15 protein-coding genes are annotated in these 17529 nt (G+C 40.5%); 7 read left to right on the top strand and 8 right to left on the bottom strand.

Annotated features, from left to right (window positions below):
* Nucleotides 1–17 precede the first annotated feature (17 nt).
* From JWQ54_RS11435 to pgl, 7 genes are all read left to right on the top strand, one after another.
* Nucleotides 18–575: a DUF3828 domain-containing protein gene (locus tag JWQ54_RS11435; protein ID WP_299584676.1), complete on the top strand. Its 558-nt coding sequence runs from the start codon at nucleotides 18–20 to the stop codon at nucleotides 573–575.
* Nucleotides 576–612: 37 nt separating this feature from the next.
* On the top strand, nucleotides 613–1311 hold the full coding sequence (gene rpiA, locus JWQ54_RS11430) for a ribose 5-phosphate isomerase A (RefSeq protein ID WP_299584674.1): 699 nt from the start codon (nucleotides 613–615) through the stop codon (nucleotides 1309–1311).
* A 109-nt stretch (nucleotides 1312–1420) separates the two neighbouring features.
* Nucleotides 1421–2515, top strand: a complete 1095-nt coding sequence (gene tal / locus JWQ54_RS11425; protein WP_299584672.1) for a transaldolase — start codon at nucleotides 1421–1423, stop codon at nucleotides 2513–2515.
* Between the two features lie 4 nt (nucleotides 2516–2519).
* Entirely contained in the window at nucleotides 2520–3152 is a 633-nt protein-coding gene (locus tag JWQ54_RS11420; protein ID WP_299584669.1) for an HAD-IA family hydrolase, read from the top strand.
* Nucleotides 3149–4579, top strand: a complete 1431-nt coding sequence (gene gndA, locus JWQ54_RS11415) for an NADP-dependent phosphogluconate dehydrogenase (protein ID WP_299584666.1) — start codon at nucleotides 3149–3151, stop codon at nucleotides 4577–4579. Before JWQ54_RS11420 ends, gndA begins: the two co-directional genes overlap by 4 nt.
* 36 nt (nucleotides 4580–4615) lie before the next feature.
* Nucleotides 4616–6130 carry a glucose-6-phosphate dehydrogenase gene (gene zwf, locus JWQ54_RS11410; RefSeq protein ID WP_299584663.1) on the top strand — a complete coding sequence of 505 codons (1515 nt, stop codon included), beginning with the start codon at nucleotides 4616–4618 and terminating at the stop codon, nucleotides 6128–6130.
* A gap of 132 nt (nucleotides 6131–6262) precedes the next feature.
* Entirely contained in the window at nucleotides 6263–6985 is a 723-nt protein-coding gene (pgl, locus tag JWQ54_RS11405) for a 6-phosphogluconolactonase (protein ID WP_299584660.1), read from the top strand.
* Between the two features lie 76 nt (nucleotides 6986–7061).
* Here pgl and JWQ54_RS11400 read toward each other — a convergent pair whose 3' ends face one another.
* From JWQ54_RS11400 to JWQ54_RS11365, 8 genes are all read right to left on the bottom strand, one after another.
* On the bottom strand, nucleotides 7062–7856 hold the full coding sequence (locus JWQ54_RS11400; protein ID WP_299584657.1) for a DUF4350 domain-containing protein: 795 nt from the start codon (nucleotides 7854–7856) through the stop codon (nucleotides 7062–7064).
* Complete coding sequence (locus JWQ54_RS11395) at nucleotides 7853–9067, bottom strand: glycoside hydrolase family 88 protein (protein ID WP_299584654.1); 1215 nt, start codon at nucleotides 9065–9067, stop codon at nucleotides 7853–7855. The genes JWQ54_RS11400 and JWQ54_RS11395 overlap by 4 nt, the downstream gene beginning before the upstream one ends.
* Nucleotides 9068–9218: 151 nt before the next feature.
* Nucleotides 9219–11576 carry a hypothetical protein gene (locus JWQ54_RS11390; protein ID WP_299584651.1) on the bottom strand — a complete coding sequence of 786 codons (2358 nt, stop codon included), beginning with the start codon at nucleotides 11574–11576 and terminating at the stop codon, nucleotides 9219–9221.
* 119 nt (nucleotides 11577–11695) lie between these two features.
* Entirely contained in the window at nucleotides 11696–12826 is a 1131-nt protein-coding gene (locus JWQ54_RS11385) for a DUF4249 domain-containing protein (RefSeq protein WP_299584648.1), read from the bottom strand.
* A 7-nt stretch (nucleotides 12827–12833) separates the two neighbouring features.
* A complete protein-coding gene (locus JWQ54_RS11380; protein ID WP_299584645.1) occupies nucleotides 12834–13988 on the bottom strand; it encodes a DUF4249 domain-containing protein in 1155 nt (384 codons plus the stop codon).
* A gap of 8 nt (nucleotides 13989–13996) precedes the next feature.
* Entirely contained in the window at nucleotides 13997–15193 is a 1197-nt protein-coding gene (locus tag JWQ54_RS11375) for a DUF4249 domain-containing protein (protein ID WP_299584642.1), read from the bottom strand.
* On the bottom strand, nucleotides 15190–16389 hold the full coding sequence (locus JWQ54_RS11370; protein WP_299584639.1) for a DUF4249 domain-containing protein: 1200 nt from the start codon (nucleotides 16387–16389) through the stop codon (nucleotides 15190–15192). Before JWQ54_RS11370 ends, JWQ54_RS11375 begins: the two co-directional genes overlap by 4 nt.
* A complete protein-coding gene (locus JWQ54_RS11365; RefSeq protein ID WP_299584636.1) occupies nucleotides 16386–17492 on the bottom strand; it encodes a DUF4249 domain-containing protein in 1107 nt (368 codons plus the stop codon). The genes JWQ54_RS11370 and JWQ54_RS11365 overlap by 4 nt, the downstream gene beginning before the upstream one ends.
* Nucleotides 17493–17529: the final 37 nt, after the last annotated feature.

The raw sequence follows: 17529 nt of genomic DNA, 5'->3' as shown, positions 1-17529 counted from the left end.
TGCAGTTTAGTATGAAAATGACGAGGAAGCTTTTTTTGTTATTTGGACTGGCCGTGCTCGGTCTTGCGGTAACACCGCAGGTACGTGCGCAATCAGCTGTTAATGACAAAGAAAGCGCTCGCGTTTTTGTGCAAAAATTTTACGATTGGTACACTGCCACGTCTATTGCCCGGAATCCGGCCAGGAAAGACCAACCGTCGCCAGAGGCAACGGTAATGAAACAACAAAAGAAATATTTTGATACCCGGCTGGGAAAAGCGTTGAGCCGCTATTACAATACGCCTTCCAAAGACGATGATATCGGCCTTGATTTTGACCCATTTTTAAACGCACAGGATGATGGGCCAAGTTATCGCGCCTGTAATGTGAGCCAGAAAGGCGATATATTTAAGGTTGAACTGCGCGACATCAAAAAAAGGCAATCGGAAAAGACATTTTCAAAAGCCGACCTTTTATTAATTGTAGAATTAAAAAAGACTAATAGTCAGTGGGTGTTTACAAATTTCATATATCCTTTTAAAGAGGGCGATATGAATCTTTTGACTTTATTAAAAAATCAAAAAAAAGTATCATAACACATTGGCAGAGTTGATAGTTTAAAAATAAAACCTAATGAACTGGCAAAGCGATTTTATAAACAACCTTCATTGGTCTGATACCATCATCAACAAGGAGGGTAAAGAAAAAGTTGCTGCTAAAATTGCTGAAAAGGTAAAGGATGGGGATGTGTTAGGTGTGGGTTCAGGTTCAACGGTTTTTATGGCGCTGTTTGCTATCGCGAAAAGGGTAAAAGAGGAAAAGCTTAATGTTAAGGCGATATCTACTTCGGTTGAAATCAGCATGGCGCTAACTAACCTTGGCATACCGATGACGAGCCTTTACGAGCATCGGCCTGACTGGCTGTTTGACGGCGCCGACGAAGTTGACCCAAACCGTAGCCTGATAAAGGGCCGCGGCGGTGCAATGTTTAAGGAAAAGCTGTTGATAAGCAGCTGCCCGGTAAATTATATAATAGTCGACGACTCGAAGCTGGTGGATAAATTGGGCAGCAAGTTCCCGGTACCAATTGAGGTTTTCCCGCAGGCTCTGCTGTATGTAGAAGAAGAGCTGAAAAAGCTGGGAACGCGGGAATTGATTTTACGGCCGGCCAAAGGCAAAGACGGCCCTGTTATTACCGAAAACGGCAATTTGATAATCGACGCGTGGTTTGACAACATCCCGGTTGATACAGAGTTGAAAATAAAATCAATAACCGGGGTAATCGAGAGCGGGCTGTTTATAAATTATAATGTGGAGATTTTGATGGCGTAAGCTATTTAATACTACATTAAACTGACCGTAGTGGTATACTTATTGTCGCAAACAATGCAAACAAACACTCATTTTGAGTAAGATAATTCATTTATAAAATAACGCACTAATGGAAACTAATAAAGTAAAACAAATACACGGCTTTGGCCAAAGCATCTGGCTTGATTTTATTGATCGGGCAATCATTTCATCAGGAAAATTAAAAAGCTTGGTCGATGATGATGGCGTTAGAGGCGTAACCTCAAACCCCGCAATTTTTGAAAAAGCTATTACCAGCAGCTCGGATTATGATAACGATATCCGCACACTGGCTGACAGCGATAAAACCAACGAAGAAATATTTTTCGGATTAGCCATTACCGATATCCAAAATGCCACTAAACTTTTTGAAGGCGTTTATGACGAATCAAAAGGCGAAGATGGTTATGTAAGTTTAGAGGTATCGCCGTTTTTAGCCCTTGATACAGAAGGGACGGCTAAACAAGCAGACGAGCTTTGGAAAAAAGTTGACCGCAAAAATGTAATGATCAAAATACCGGGTACTAAGCCAGGGCTACAAGCTATAAGGGAATCAATTGGCAAAGGGATAAATATTAACGTTACCCTGTTGTTTGGTTTGCCGCGTTACGAAGAAGTAACGGAAGCATACATTTCAGGTTTGGAAGATCATTTGGCGGCAGGCCATAAAATTGGCCATATTTCATCAGTAGCCAGCTTCTTTTTAAGCCGGATCGATGTATTGGTTGATCCAATGCTTGATGAAAAAGGCCTTGGTGATCTGAAAGGTGAAGTTGCCATCGCGTCAGCAAAAAAAGCATACGAAATTTACAAAAGAGTGTTTAGCGGCCCGCGTTGGGAAAAACTGGCTGCACAAGGTGCTAAACCACAGCGTTTGCTTTGGGCAAGTACCAGCAGCAAAAACCCTGCATTTAAAGATACTAAATATGTTGAGGCCCTCATAGGTGCCGATACTGTTGATACAGTTCCGTTAGAAACGATTGAAGCTTTCCGCGACCACGGTATCGCAGCCAATACTTTAGAACAAGGTTTGGATAATGCCACTGCAATTTTAGATAAGTTAAAAACAGCAGGAATTGATATTGATGCCATTACCCAGCAGTTGGAAGATGAAGGCATTGAGAAATTCAACAAGCCGTTTGAAAAATTGCTGCAGGCAATTGAAGATCAAAAAACTAAAGTTTAATACCGTGGAAGCTACATCAGTAAAGATCCTGTTTTTTGACATTGGAGGTGTACTGCTTACCAATGGCTGGGGCCATGAATCGCGCAGGGAAGCATCTGAAAAGTTCGGCCTTGATTATGAGGAAGTAAAAGAACTGCACACTTTTATATTTAACGTGTATGAAATGGGCAGTATTACTTTGGACGAATACCTGGATACGGTTGTATTTAACCATCCCCGTGATTTTGCCCGCGAGGACTTTAAAGAATTTATGTACCGCCAAAGCCTTGAACTGCCTGATACCCTTAAATGGCTAAAGGAATGGAAAAAAGATTGCGGTTTCCGCATTATTTCCATCAATAACGAGGGTAAGGAACTGAACGATTACCGCGTTAAAAAATTTAAGCTGCATGAGCTGTTCGATGCCTTTATATCATCGTGCGAAGTAAAAATGCGCAAACCCGATCCGGGCATCTTTAACCTGGCCATGGGGGTTGCTTTGGCGCAGCCAAGCCAGTGTGTTTATTTCGACGACAGGATAATGTTTGTAAATGCCGCCAAAAAAATGGGCATCCAGGCGTACCAGCATACCGACTTCGTATCGACAAAAAAGATCTTAGAAAAATTAAAAAAAGAAAATCAACCCCAAATAAAATGAGTGCAACTACTGATAAATATGCTTTTGGCATGATAGGCCTGGGAACCATGGGCCGCAGCTTGCTGCTTAACATGGCGGATCATGGCTTTGCCGTTGCAGGGCATGATAAGGATGCGGCCAAAGTAGCATCGCTGAATGATGAGGGAAAAGAAAAAGATGTGAAGGGCTTTAGCGATGTTAAAGAGTTTATACAAAGTTTAACTACGCCGCGCGCAATAATGATGCTGGTTCCGGCCGGTAAAATTGTTGATAGTGTTATTGAAGAGTTAACGCCTTTGCTTGATAAAGGTGATATTTTAATTGATGGCGGAAATTCGCACTTTACTGATACCAACCGCCGTGTTGAAGAGCTGGAAGCTAAAGGCCTGCATTTCTTTGGCATGGGAGTATCTGGTGGTGAAGAAGGCGCACGTCGTGGCCCTAGCATGATGCCGGGCGGCGATAAGGATGCTTACGCGGTAATGAAACCAATTTTTGAGGCTATTGCTGCAAAAGTTGATGGAGCCCCATGTGTTACCTATATTGGTCCCGGTGCTTCCGGTCACTTTGTTAAAATGGTGCACAACGGTATTGAGTATGGCATAATGCAGTTGATAGCTGAAACCTACGAGATTCTTAAAAACGGTTTAAAGCTTGATAACGATGCCATTGGCAAGATATTTACCAAATGGAACGAGGGCAGGCTAAAATCATTTTTACTGGATATCACCAAAGACATTTTTGCTTATAAAGCACCCGGTACAGATCACCTGCTATTAGATGATATTAAGGACGAAGCTAAAGCAAAAGGTACCGGTAAATGGACGTCACAAGTGGCTATGGACCTGCAGGCCCCAATCCCTACCATTGATACAGCAGTATCCATGCGCGATCTGTCGAAATACAAAGCATTAAGAGTAAAGGCCGGCGATATTTACAGCACGGATGAGATCAAGCTTGACGTAAATAAAGATGAGTTTTTAATCGCATTGGAGCAGGCTTTCTACTTCAATATGATCATCAGTTATGCACAGGGCATGCACATGTTGTCAAAAGCATCTGAAGAGTTTAATTATGACCTTCACTTAGGTGATATTGCCAAGATCTGGCGCGGTGGCTGTATCATCCGTTCGGAGTTTTTGAATGATATATTCAAGGCTTACCAAAAGGATGCTAAGCTGGCCCATTTATTACTGGACAGCAATGTTGCGGAGCTGATAAAAGCTGCAGTACCGGGTGCAAGAAAAGTACTTTCGGCAACAGTTGCCGCAGGTGTTGCAACCCCGGCCTACGCATCGTCATTGAGTTACTTTGATGCCTTCCGCAGCAAGCGGATGCCCTCAAATCTAACCCAGGCACAACGCGACTATTTTGGAGCGCACACTTACGAGCTAATTGGCAAAGAAGGCGTGTTTCATACGCAATGGGTTCCTAAAAGCGAGGATTAATTATCATAATTTTAATAGCTGATAATATTAAATAAAATGAGCACAAGCACACATTCAGACCCTACGATATTTGTAATTTTTGGCGGTACAGGCGATCTTACCTCGCGTAAAATTGGGCCGGCGCTGTATAATTTGTTTTTAGACGGATGGCTGCCCAAGCAGTTCTCCATCATTGGCACAGGCCGTACCCAATATAGTGATGAACAGTTCAGGACTAACCTGCATAACGATATCAACCAGTTTTCGCGCAACGGAAAGGCTGATGAAAAGAAGTGGGCCGAGTTTGAAAAAAGCGTTTACTACCAGGTGTCGGATATCAACGATTTTGAAACCTATAAAGAGTTTGGTAAGCGTGTTGAAAAGCACAATACCGATTGGAAAACAAAAGCCAATGTAATTTATTACCTGGCGGTGTCGCCAAATTTCTTCCCTATAATCGCTTCCAATATTTCGAAGGCTAAACTGGCTGATGACCCTAAAAAGGTAAGGATTGTGATTGAAAAACCATTTGGCCATGACCTGGAAACCGCTAAAGAGTTAAATAAATTGCTTAGCCGTATTTTTGATGAATGCCAGATCTACCGCATTGACCATTACCTGGGCAAGGAAACGGTTCAGAATATAATGGCTTTCCGCTTTGCTAACAGCATAATGGAGCCATTGTGGAACCGAAACTATATTGAACATGTACAGATCTCGGTTACTGAGCAGTTGGGCGTTGAAGAACGTGGCGACTATTATGACGGATCAGGCGCTATGCGTGATATGATCCAGAACCATTTGCTGCAGCTGCTTTGCCACATAGCTATGGAGCCGCCTGTGAGCTTTAATGCCGATGAAGTGCGCGACCGTAAAGTGGATGTGTTAAAGGCCATGCGCAAGTTTGGTCCGGAAGACGTTCGTAATTCAGCTGTTAGGGGCCAGTATGGCAGCGGATGGATGAAAGGCAAGGAGGTTTCCGGTTATCGCGAAGAGCCAAAGGTTAATCCGGAATCAAATACAGAAACCTTTGCCGCTATAAAGTTTTTTGTAGATAACTGGCGCTGGCAGGGCGTTCCGTTCTATTTGCGCACAGGCAAGCGGATGCACCAGTCCTCATCGGTTATTACTATCCAGTTTAAGGATGTACCGCATTTGATCTTCCCTACCGAAGCCGCTGAAAGCTGGCAGCAGAACAGGCTGATCATCAGTATCCAGCCCGAAATGAGTATTCGCCTGCAAGTACAGGCCAAAAGACCAGGTATAGATATGGTTTTAAATGCTGTTGATATGGTGTTCGATTATAAAGGCACCTACGCCAACCAGGCTCCTGAAGCTTATGAAACGCTGATACTGGACACGATGCTGGGCGACCAAACCTTGTTTATGCGCAGTGACCAGGTTGAAGCTGCATGGGAGTTGGTTATGCCAATTTTAAACACCTGGCAAAATAAAAAGAGTTTAAATTTCCCTAATTATTCTGCCGACTCATGGGGACCAGAATCTGCCGAGGCTTTGATTGCCCGCGACGGGTTTAATTGGTTCACATTGCCGGTACAAGGGAAGAAATAGTAATTAGAGGCTGGAGGTTAGAGATTAGGTAAGCATGGAGCGGCTAAATGGTTTTCCAAACTAATCTCTGATCTCTAACCTCTGGTCACTAACACTAACCTCTAGTCTCCAATCACTAATCTCTAAATACCCATGTTAAACATTTATAATACCGCCGATGAAGTGCTGACAGCACTGGCTGAATATTTTGTAATAATAGGCGGTGAAGCCATTACAAAGAATGGTAAGTTTTCAGTTGCCCTTTCCGGCGGAAGCTCGCCAAAAAAATTGTATGAATTGCTGGCATCCTCATTTCACGATCAGCTGGATTGGAGAAAAGTTTATTTCTTTTTTGGCGATGAGCGCAATGTTCCGCAAACGGATAAGGATAGTAATTACCTGATGGCCAAAAAGGCTTTGTTTGATCCTTTGGAGATTGACCCAATGCATATTTTTCCTGTTGATACAAGCCTTGCCCCCAAAGAAGCTGCTAAAAAATACCAGGAAGAAATTGAACAGTTTTTTGACGAGGGTGAGTTAAGCTTTGATTTGATATTGCTGGGCCTGGGCGACAATTCCCATACTGCCTCTTTATTTCCGCACACTCCTGTTTTACATGACAGGGTACCCGGTGTAAGCGATGTTTATTTAGAAGATCAGCAGGTTTACCGCATCACAGTTAATGCCCCCTTAATTAATGAGGCCCAAAACATTGCCTTTTTAGTTTATGGCGAGGAAAAAGCAATAGCAGTACACCATGTATTGGAAGATGACGAAGACATTGAAGAATATCCCGCTCAATTAATTGAGCCGATTGTTGGGCAGATCCAATGGTTTTTAGATGACGCAGCGGCTTCGATGTTGCGGTATAAGTAATTTCCACCTGTCATTGCCGTAAAGGCCAGATAATTCTGTTAACGGTTATCTTGACCTTTACAGTAATGACATAGGTTTATTTAACAGGAGAAACCTTTCCTATTAACCATCCAGCAACATCATTTGCAGCTTTATCATTTTCAAAACTGGCAGGCAATCGGCCATTAGTATACTCATCATACAGCCAGGGATCACCTACAGCAAACACAGTTCCTTTTCCATATTTTGCTACCGCGATAATAACCGCTCCGTTATTATTTTTTAGTGCTGACTTAGCCGGGCCGGTTATAGATATGGAGCAGGCATCCTTCATAAATATTTTACCGGCGGTTTTAAAAATAGGGTTACCGGTTGTAATTATCGCACCATCTTCAAAATGATCGTCATTTATAACGTGGTTTTGCAGATCATTGTTAAAATGCATTCCAAATTTTTCAGCCAGGTTATTAAAATGTGGCAGCTCAACATTGGCGCTGTCATTAGCCATCATTACCAATAGGCCGCCGCTTTTTACCCATGCGGCTATTTCGTTAATATCTTTTTGTCCGATATAATTAGGATCCGGGCTTTCTTTTTCCGTATCGGGATCAACTATGATGTAAATAGCAGTGCCTTTTAGATTACTGATTGTGGGTGCGTGGTTTAATGTATCCAGTGTTGCCCCGGCTCTTTTAAAGGCATCACCAAAAATGGAAAAGCCGGAGTTTGCTTTCCCGTCCCATAAATAATGATACCGCTCTATTTTCCCCGAAGCCGCTTTATGAACTTCATGGTTAAAGTAATAATCAAGCGTAACTTTTTGAGCGTTTACGCTGCTATATGAGCCTGCAATTATGGCTGGCAGGGCTATCATTAAAAGTTTGTAATTCATTTGGTTGAAAATTGCTGATACCTTTTCATTGCCTCTACAAAATAATAATCGGCATAAGTTAACGCCGCATCTATTTCGCTTTTTTGCGGCAGATGGCCAACGCTATGTTTTAAAATAAAGCCACCATTGGTGCCCGGGGCCGCCTTATATTCAGGCGATGACAGGGTTTTTATAATAGTTTGCGCCGTGTTAAAATAGGTCATGCCATCCTTTTTATCAACATAGCGGCATAGCTCCAGCAAGGCTGAGGCCATTATTGCCCCGGCAGATGCATCACGCAACGCCCCCGGAATATTCGGCGCATTAAAATCCCAGTAAGGAATTTTATCTGCCGGCAGGTTAGGGTGGTTAAGTATAAAACCGGCAATATGCTCTGCCTGGTCCAGGTACTTTTTATCCTTTGTTTCGCGATACATCACCGTAAAACCGTAAAGCCCCCAAACCTGCCCGCGTGCCCATGCCGACTCATCAGCAGATCCCTGTGCTGTTTTCCGTTGCAGCACCTCGCCGGTTTGGGCGTTATAATTTACCACGTGATAAGAGCTATAGTCGGCCCGGTAATGATTTTTCATGGTAGTATTGGCATGTGTTACCGCAATTTTATAAAAACTGGAGTCACCGCTTTCCTTTGTGGCCCAGAATAATAATTCAAGGTTCATCATGTTATCTATGATCACCAAAAAATCAGAAGGCTTTGAATCCCATGATTTAATACAGCCCACCTTAGGGTTAAAGCGGGTAGATAATGACCTGGCACTGTTTATCAGGATCTGCTTGTACTCCGGCATTGGCTCAACCCGGTTAGCATTGCCAAAGCTGCAATACATCATAAATCCAAGGTCGTGCGTATGTGTGTTATACTCCTCTTTGGCTAAGCTATCCATTGACCGGTTTGCTTCAGCAAGCAAAGCGTCATCATGCCCCTGCTCATATAAATTTAATAAAGTACCGGCATAAAAACCACTGCACCACCATGCTGATTTACTGGTTACAAATTTATCAGCTGCGGGGTTGTAACTCCGCGGAAACTCTCCTGGAGCAAGCTTAGCAGCCATAATTTTGTATTGTTTACCGGCGTCATCAAAATTCTGTTTAATGGTATTAAGCAGTTGAACCTGTGGTTTTAAATATGATACAGGTTGAGAAAAACAAATTTGTTTAAATGAAATAAGACTTATTATTACAACAAATACTGGCAGGTGTTTTTTCATAAACAGGCATTTTAGGCGCAACCTCAAAGGGCGGCAATTGGCGACTAATGTTAATTAAAGATATAGCCTTTTTTTAAATTGATGCATTTGTAATAAAAAAAGGACAATGAGCTTTCATCATCATCCTTTTTTAGTTTTTCAATAATATTTCTTATTTAACTTCAAATGAAAAATACTGACTTCCGGCATCGCCGTTGCCTGTAATTCCTTGTATAACGCCTACATATTTTCCGGCCTGGTCTGATGTATAAAAAGACACCTTATCCTGGTTGTTTACAGATGGCGCCCAGTACAAAAGATTCCTAAAATCAGGGATCCGGCTTTTAGCCTGCGCTTCGCTGTCATAAACCGGCGAATAAAATTGCCTGCGCAGTTGTAAACCTTCATAATCAATTACTACCGCTTTCGAATCGAGCTCCACTCCGCCCAAATCACCTTTATAGGTAGTAAAGCTGAAGATGCCTTCCTGTGCTGACGGACCATAATAAAATCGATCGCGAATAACTTCCAGCTTTCTTACTTTCAATGGGTCAACAGAAAAGATCTTGTTTACATCAAAAACAGGTACGCCATCAAGTATTACCAGGGGGTCGCCATCTAAAAAGCCACGGTCGCTGAGCACCTTTATATGAAACCGGCCTTTTGATCGTACTATATTATCTTCAGATACATACTCGCGCAAATCCTCCTCCATTGTTGTAAAGCGGGTAAAATCATCAAGCTTATATGTTTTATAAGGCTTGCCATAAAATGCACTGCTATCAATTCCCGGATCATAAAACCGCTTTAAGCTATTTGCCGAATAAATATTTAACACTTGTATACCTAAACTGTGCGCCTGCAATGCGTTTTGCATACCGTTGGCAAATTCAAATTTCGGCAGCATTGTTTTTGAGTATTGTTCTGAAAAAGGGCTCAAAATATCAATCCGGTAAGTAGTATCAATCATCGTATTGGTTTGGGCAACTACTTCGCCCGGGCCGTAAAAATCTTTTGTACTATATAACAGGTGCCCCGATGAGTCGCTTTGCGATGCATACACCTGCACTCTTTTACCGGGGATTCCAATATAAGTCATAACATCTGCAGCCGGGGTATTGGTTAGGGTATTGGTAATTTTTGCCGTAACAATATGGCCGTTATATTCAGGTAAATAGTTAAAGTCAGGTGGTTTATTTTCAAGCACCTGGCTCCATTGAAACCTGCGCCAGCCCTGCGTAAGCATCAGGTTGTCTAATGCTTCATCCGTCTCGGTATTTGTGTTTTTAAAGTAATAGTCCGGCGATTCAATACTGCCTTTCAGATCGGAGCCTAACCATAAATAGTCAAAAATATTGCTGCGGTCAACATCCTGCAAAGAATCAATGCGGTAAACAGCCATTGACATATTTGCATATACGGGTTTACTGGCCTGGTCTTTTGCTAAAACATTTATATTAACTTTTTTGCGTAAAGCATATTGTTGCTGATCGGCACTTGCATCAATGAACAATTTTTGAGCCGGGCGTTTAAAATAAAGCCTTTCACAAACCGGCTGTTTGGCATTGTTAAAAATGGTGATGCTTGAGATCCCATCGCCAAGCACATTTTTGCTTATAGTAAAGTGGGCCGCTCCGTTACTAATAGATGTGCTTTGGGCAGCTTTTATCATTTGACGGGTATGCACAAAAAGATAAATATTTCCGTCGGCACCTTTTACATTTACATCTAACTGAGCGCCTTTATCAATAATGCTCATTACATATCCCTGGCTATTTGCTTCAGGAAGACTTTTAGTAACGGCCCCGCCGTTAAATTTTACAACCGCTTTATAAGTGTTGTTTGCAGCAGGAGTAAATGAAAAATTACCCATTCCAAATTTCAATGGTTTAAACCGCGCTACAGTATCATTATGCTGATCAACAATGGCGCCTGTAAAAGCAACGCCGAGGCCATTTCTCCCTACCGCCTTGAAAGCTACCTTACTTTCAATGCCGCTAACTAAACTGCCGCCTTCCGGAAAAAACTGGATATCGTAGTTACCTGCCGCTTCCTTTGTTATATTATCAGGTGACTTTAAGGGATTTAGCAAAGTGATCATTTTTTCAAAATAATAATCCGGGCTAAAATTTTTCATCCAGTTGGTATAGGCCCTTAATTTATAGTTTCCATTATTTACCGTTACCGGTATATAAACGGAGCCATCGCCGATGCCGTTTTTAATAGAAACTTTGGCCTGGGCCACCGGGCTTTGGCTATTATCTAAAATTTCAACATAAACCACTTTGCTCAGGTTTAGCGGTTTATGATCATTGCCGTCAACACAATAAATTTTAAACCATATTATCTCGCCTGGCAGGTAAGTGCTTTTATCAGTATGAACAAATACTTTCTCCTGTAAAGCACTGTGCTTATATAAATTAAAGCTGTTCTGAACTTCCTGGATAGCCTGGGCCCTGCTGTTTAACATGAGCAGGGAAAGAGCTGAAATTAACAGCAGTGTCTTAATTGTTTGTATAGTATTTCTCATAATCAATTATTTTATCGTTTCAAAAAAAGCATGTAACAATGCCGGTTTAAGTATTTTTTAAAGCAGCTAATTTGAACTTAGCCGGTATATATGTCGTATTTTATAAATCAATAAAAAAATTATTCCCAAAAATCCGGTGTTTGTTTGCTCCCCCTTAATGTGCAATCAACACAATATGGATCAGAAGCCGTATATCCAATAGGATTGAGACTTTGGCCACTGTAAATGCCATTTATAGGTATTTCTAATCCCGGGACTAACACTTGTTGAACGCTATTTTTTAACAATGAGTCAATCAGGCAATCATATGGATAAATGGGCTTCCATGTTTCTGGTAATTGTTCACTTGTTATAAATATTCTTTTTGTTTGAACTGAGCATGCACTTATATATCCAATTACTATTTCCGTTTTATTAGCTACGTTATGTATATTACCGCTTAGCTGTGATGGCTCCGCATCAAAAATACTTCCCAGTTGCTCCGTATTCTTTTTTAAATTTTCCCAAAACTTGTACCCCTGTGCAGTTAATGCATACTGATGAACAAGAATGCTGTATTTTACTTCGATTTTTTCGGATGTTGATTCAATGGCTGTTAAAGGCGCCTGGAATATCACATCCTGTTTTAATTTGGCGGAGGAGCTTAAAAGTATAGTACTTGAAGTATTATTTAAAAAGCAATAATATACTTGTTGATCCTCATGCCGGGGCACTATACTAGTGCCGTTAGAAACGAACGACGAGGCATATTTTGAGTGGAACCGCCAGGTCTCAACATAATCATAACGATAGTAATGAGTGTCATTTTTAGGATCGTGTGTGTTGACGTAAATTTGTAATTTATTGCCTGTTGCAATAAACCCTACACTATCAACAGGAGGAGTAACTTTTGCCTGTTCATAATCTGAAAGATAGCTCTGTCCATCTAATTTGATGCTTAAACGGAATTTGCGGGTATTATCAAGCGTAACACCAGTTAACTGATAACTGCCATTTCCAATCCCCTGTAAACCATAATTAGATCCGTTATCACTTTCAATAAATAATTCGGCATTATCTACCGGGTTATTTGTTACACTATTTGACAAGTTAACTGTTCTGCTAAGTTTAATGTTGGTAATATCATTTATATTAATAACTCCCTCAACAACAAGGTAAGTGTTGGGTGAGCTGATAACCTTTGGATTATATGGTTTTTTACATCCAACAGAAAGTAAAATAATAAATAATAAAAATTTCCAGTTTGCCATATTAATTCTATTTCCAAAAATCAGGTTGTTGTCTGGTTCCCCGTATGGTGCAATCAACGCATTCTACACTTGATGATACAAACCCAACCGGTGACGCGCTGCCTTTAGTAAAAAAGGGGCTCACAGGTATTTCTACTCCTGGTACAAGGAAAGTTTGAACCTGGTTTAGCTTGGTTTTAGGATTATTATACCATAATGAATCAAGTTGGCAATCGTAAGGATAACTGGGTCTCCATGTATCCGGTAATTGCTCGCTTGTTATAAATACTCTTTTTGATGATACTGTGCCGGCGCATATATAGCCAATTACCGGTTCTTTTGGGTCGGCTGTGTTATGTATGTTACCAATAAGCTGCGTTGGTTCAGCATCAAAAATACTCCCTAATTGTTCCGTATTTTTTTTTAGGCTTTCCCAAAATTTGTACGCCTTTTCAGTTAACGCATATTCATGTACAAGAATGCTGTATTTTGTTTCTATTTTTTCGGATGTGGATTCAATGGCTGTTAAAGGAGCCTGGAATAATATATCCTGCTTTAATTTGGCTGATGAACCTAAAACTATGCTGCTTGAGGCGTGATTGGCGAAGCAATAATATATTTGCTGATCTGCATGTCTTGAAACTATATTAGTTCCATCAGAAACGTATTCCGAGTTATATTTTGAGTGGAACCGCCATGTTTCAACATAATCAAACCGGTAATAGCGTGTATTGTTATTCACATCGTGCGTATTGGCATAAAGCTGCAGTTTGTTGTTTCCTGCAATAAAGCCGACACTATCAATAATTGGAGTAACCTTTGCCTGCTCGTAATCCGACAGGTACTCTTTGTGATCATCGAATATGGTTATCCTAAGCCTGAATTTCCTGGTATTATCAAGTATTACTCCCGATAATTGATAAACCCCATCTGCAGTTTCGTATAACCCATAAATGTTACCATTATCACATTCAATAACCAGGCTAGCCTGAACCGGTTTTGTGGTTACAGTGCTTGTAAGATTTACTGTTTTGCTAAGTTTAATAGTGGTAATATCATTTGTATTAATAGTCCCTTCAACCACAAGATAACTGTTGGGTGAACTAATAACCTGTGGATTATATGGTTTTTTACACCCCACCGATAATATAATACTAATTATCAATATCCTCCAATTCTTCATATTTCTTCTCACTGCCAAAAGTTTGGTTGTTTATTTGTACCGCGTAAGGTACAATCCACACATTCAGGGGTCGATCCCTTAAAACCTTCTATCTTAGGCGCTCCGGGCGACTGAATTCCTTCAACCGGTATTATCGGGCCGCGGGTAGCTTTGTTAAAATTAATATACTGATCAACCTGGTTAACAACTTCTCCAGTATTTGGATCATGAAATGCATAAAGATAACTACCTAATTTACATCCACTATTGTTTGGATCAATCCAGGCTGGTAAATTTCGCTGGTCAACAAAATGCCGTTTTACTGAAAAATCACCTACACTTACATAACCAATAACCGGTTCAAGCGGGTTATTAACTGCATGAATATTACCTTTTATTTGTGATGGCTGGGCATCAAAAATACTTCCCAGCTGCTCCGTGTTCTTTTTAAGGTTCTGCCAAAAATCATACCCCTCTTTTGTTAAAGCATATTGCCTTACCAAAATGCTATACTTATGCCTTATTTTTTCAGAATGGCGGGATATAAAAGTAATGGAGGCATCACTAATAACATTTGCCGACAACTTAGCCGAAGATCCAAGTGTAATTACACTTGAAGCATTGCTTCGCCAGCAGGTGTAAATTTCATCATTTATTAAATCGCGGCGTAAAACCGTATCGCCATTTGATTTATAAACTGATTGATAATCTGATACAAATACCCATGTTTCATCATATTCCCAACGATAGTAACGCGAATTATTTACAGCATCATGTGTATTTAAATTAATATCAACGCCGTCACTTTTTACTTTATAGGTAACGCTATCAATTGGCGGGGCGTTTAATACAGGTACATAATCTGATACATAATCCCGGCTACCGCCAGTTTTTATTCGTAACCGGTATTTATGAGCTTCACTAAGGTTCAAACCTGCTGATACATATACGCCGTTAGCAGTTTCATTTAGCAAATGAGCTGTATTATCATCGCCCTCTACGGTTACTACAGCATTTAATTCAGGATTTACATTAACTGCATCTGAAATTTTAACTGTACGGTTGAGTTTTATTATGGTTGAATCAGATCCACTATTGATCAGGCCTTCCACAACTAAATAATTTTCAGTTGATGAAATCACCTCCGGATTATAAGGCTTCTTACATCCTTCAAATAAAACAAAAGCAAATAACATAATTTTCCAATTTCTCATAATCTCTCTCATTGCCAGTAGTCCGGTTGTTTATTTGTGCCCCTTAAGGTACAATCCACACACTCGGGTGGGGCCCCCGAATATCCTATCGGGTAAGGGTTACCTCTCATATAAATTCCATCTATAGGTATGTCTACGTTTATCAGGGTTTTATTGTAATTTAAATATTTATCCACCTGGTTAATTATACCACCTCCGTTAGGGTCAGTATACTTATATAAATATGCTTTTGCTTTGCAGCTTGCATCAGGAACAATAGGGTCAAGCCATGCAGGCAAATTCCGTTGATCAACAAAAGCCCTTTTTGTTGTGAAAGTGCCCACACTAACATAGCCTATAACGGGTTCCTGGGGGTTTGTTAATGAATGAATATTGCCATTTATTTGTGACGGCTGGGCATCAAAAATGCTTCCCAGCTGTTCCGTGTTTTTTTTAAGATTTTGCCAGAAGTTATAAGCGTCCTCTGTTAATGCATACTGCCTCACTAGGATACTATATTTATGACGTATTTTAACCGAATGCCTCGACAGGAAAGCTATCCGGCTGTTATTAATAACGGCCTGGGAGAGCCTTGCAGCCGAACCCAAAACTATGGTGCTTGAGTGCTCAGTTCTCCAGCAGGTATAAATTTGATCGTTTACAAGATCGCGGATTAAAACAGTATCGCCGTTTGATTTAAATATTGATTGATAAGCAGAGGTGAATACCCATGTTTCATCATATTCCCAGCGGTAGTATTTATTCTTATTTTGAGGGTCGTGTGTGCTTAGTTGAATCCCCACGCCATCGCTTTCTACAGCATAGGTAACGCCGTCGACGTCAGGAGTATTTAACACAGGGACAAAATCAGATCTATATTCATTGTCAGCAGTTTTTATTATTAAACGATATTTATGTGCATTGTTTAAGTCTAAACCCGCAGACACATACTCCCCGTTAGCTGTGCCGGTTAAAGCATAAGTTGTATTATCATCACCTTCAACGGTTACAGTTGCATTTAGCTCAGGGTTTACATTAACCGTTCCTGAAAGTTTAACTGTATGGTTAAGCTTTATAATAGTTGAATCCTGACCACTGTTTATAACTCCTTCTACAACAAGGTAACTATTGGGCGCGTCAATAACCGGCGGTGAATATGGTTTCTTACATCCCCCCGCTACTATTCCAATAAATAAAAAAATCCTCCAGTTATTCATATCTTCTCTCATTGCCAAAAACCGGGTTGTTTATTTGTGCCCCTTAAAGTACAATCCACACATGCGCTGCTTGATCCGGTAAAGCCCAAAGTATCCTTTTGAATAATCGGATCAACTATTGCGTTAACAGGAATCTCATCCGAATAATAAAATTTAGTGAAATATGGATCTGTAAATAAAAGCGAATCCAAAGAGCAACTGTTATAAGGCGTTTCCAAAATTGCATGCGGTAACTTTTCAGGATCAACAAATATCCTTTTATGTGAAACTGAACCTGCGCTAATGAAACCTATAACCGGCTCATCTGAATTGGTAATACAATGAATATTGCCCGTTAGTTGTGAAGGCTCAGCATCAAAAATGCTTCCTAATTGCTCCGTGTTTTTTTTGAGCTTTTCGTAATAAACATAGGCATCTTTGTTTATGGCGTATTGGTTAACCAATAAACTGTATCGCTCAGTAAATTTTTCTGACGATAGGGGTACTAAAATTATAGATTGATTTGCAATTACATTTTGCGTTAAGTTTGCTGAAGAGCTAATAGTGATGCTGCTTGATGTATCGCTTGCCCAACACCTGGATATTTCTTCACTTAAACGCCGGTTAACAATCCCCATTCGAGGGCTGCTTGTTGCCTTAAACAAGGATATATATCTTGAATGGATTATCCATGTTTCAGCGTAATCCCACCGATAATAACGGGTATCGTTTTTCGAATTATGTGTATTTACATAAAACTGTACCCCGTCTCTAACTAGTGTATATCCAACGCTGTCAATTAGCGGCGTAACCCTTGGCTGAACAAAATCGGATAAGTACTCTTTGTTGTCACTTGTTTTTATCCTAAGGCGGTATTTACGGGTAGTATCAAGTAATACACCACCCAGTTTGTATTTTCCATTTGAAACTTCTGTTAAAGGAAAGCTGCGGTTTTCATCATTTTCTGTGGTGACTATGGCGTGCAATACCGGCTTTGTTGAGGTTTTGCTGTAAATATTAACCGTGCGGCTTAGTTTTACTACGGTAGTATCGTTAATATTTATATTCCCTTCAACTACAAGAAAGCTATTTGTTGAATTGATAACATTAGGGCTGTATGGTTTTTTACAACTCATAATTACTAAGGTGAAGAATATGTAAATGATATAACTG

The sequence above is a fragment of the Mucilaginibacter sp. genome, assembly GCF_028288225.1.
GTDB lineage: Bacteria > Bacteroidota > Bacteroidia > Sphingobacteriales > Sphingobacteriaceae > Mucilaginibacter.
This window is presented reverse-complemented; position numbering and strand designations above follow the sequence as displayed.

Bases quoted from the DNA above. Each gene is read 5' to 3' on its own strand.
- JWQ54_RS11365 (WP_299584636.1), bottom strand. From the start codon at position 17,492: ATGAGTTGTAAAAAACCATACAGCCCTAATGTTATCAATTCAACAAAT.
- rpiA (WP_299584674.1), top strand. From the start codon at position 613: ATGAACTGGCAAAGCGATTTTATAAACAACCTTCATTGGTCTGATACC.
- tal (WP_299584672.1), top strand. From the start codon at position 1,421: ATGGAAACTAATAAAGTAAAACAAATACACGGCTTTGGCCAAAGCATC.
- JWQ54_RS11400 (WP_299584657.1), bottom strand. From the start codon at position 7,856: ATGAATTACAAACTTTTAATGATAGCCCTGCCAGCCATAATTGCAGGC.
- zwf (WP_299584663.1), top strand. From the start codon at position 4,616: ATGAGCACAAGCACACATTCAGACCCTACGATATTTGTAATTTTTGGC.
- JWQ54_RS11435 (WP_299584676.1), top strand. From the start codon at position 18: ATGACGAGGAAGCTTTTTTTGTTATTTGGACTGGCCGTGCTCGGTCTT.
- JWQ54_RS11395 (WP_299584654.1), bottom strand. From the start codon at position 9,067: ATGAAAAAACACCTGCCAGTATTTGTTGTAATAATAAGTCTTATTTCA.
- JWQ54_RS11385 (WP_299584648.1), bottom strand. From the start codon at position 12,826: ATGGCAAACTGGAAATTTTTATTATTTATTATTTTACTTTCTGTTGGA.
- gndA (WP_299584666.1), top strand. From the start codon at position 3,149: ATGAGTGCAACTACTGATAAATATGCTTTTGGCATGATAGGCCTGGGA.
- JWQ54_RS11390 (WP_299584651.1), bottom strand. From the start codon at position 11,576: ATGAGAAATACTATACAAACAATTAAGACACTGCTGTTAATTTCAGCT.
- JWQ54_RS11370 (WP_299584639.1), bottom strand. From the start codon at position 16,389: ATGAGAGAAGATATGAATAACTGGAGGATTTTTTTATTTATTGGAATA.
- pgl (WP_299584660.1), top strand. From the start codon at position 6,263: ATGTTAAACATTTATAATACCGCCGATGAAGTGCTGACAGCACTGGCT.
- JWQ54_RS11380 (WP_299584645.1), bottom strand. From the start codon at position 13,988: ATGAAGAATTGGAGGATATTGATAATTAGTATTATATTATCGGTGGGG.
- JWQ54_RS11375 (WP_299584642.1), bottom strand. From the start codon at position 15,193: ATGAGAGAGATTATGAGAAATTGGAAAATTATGTTATTTGCTTTTGTT.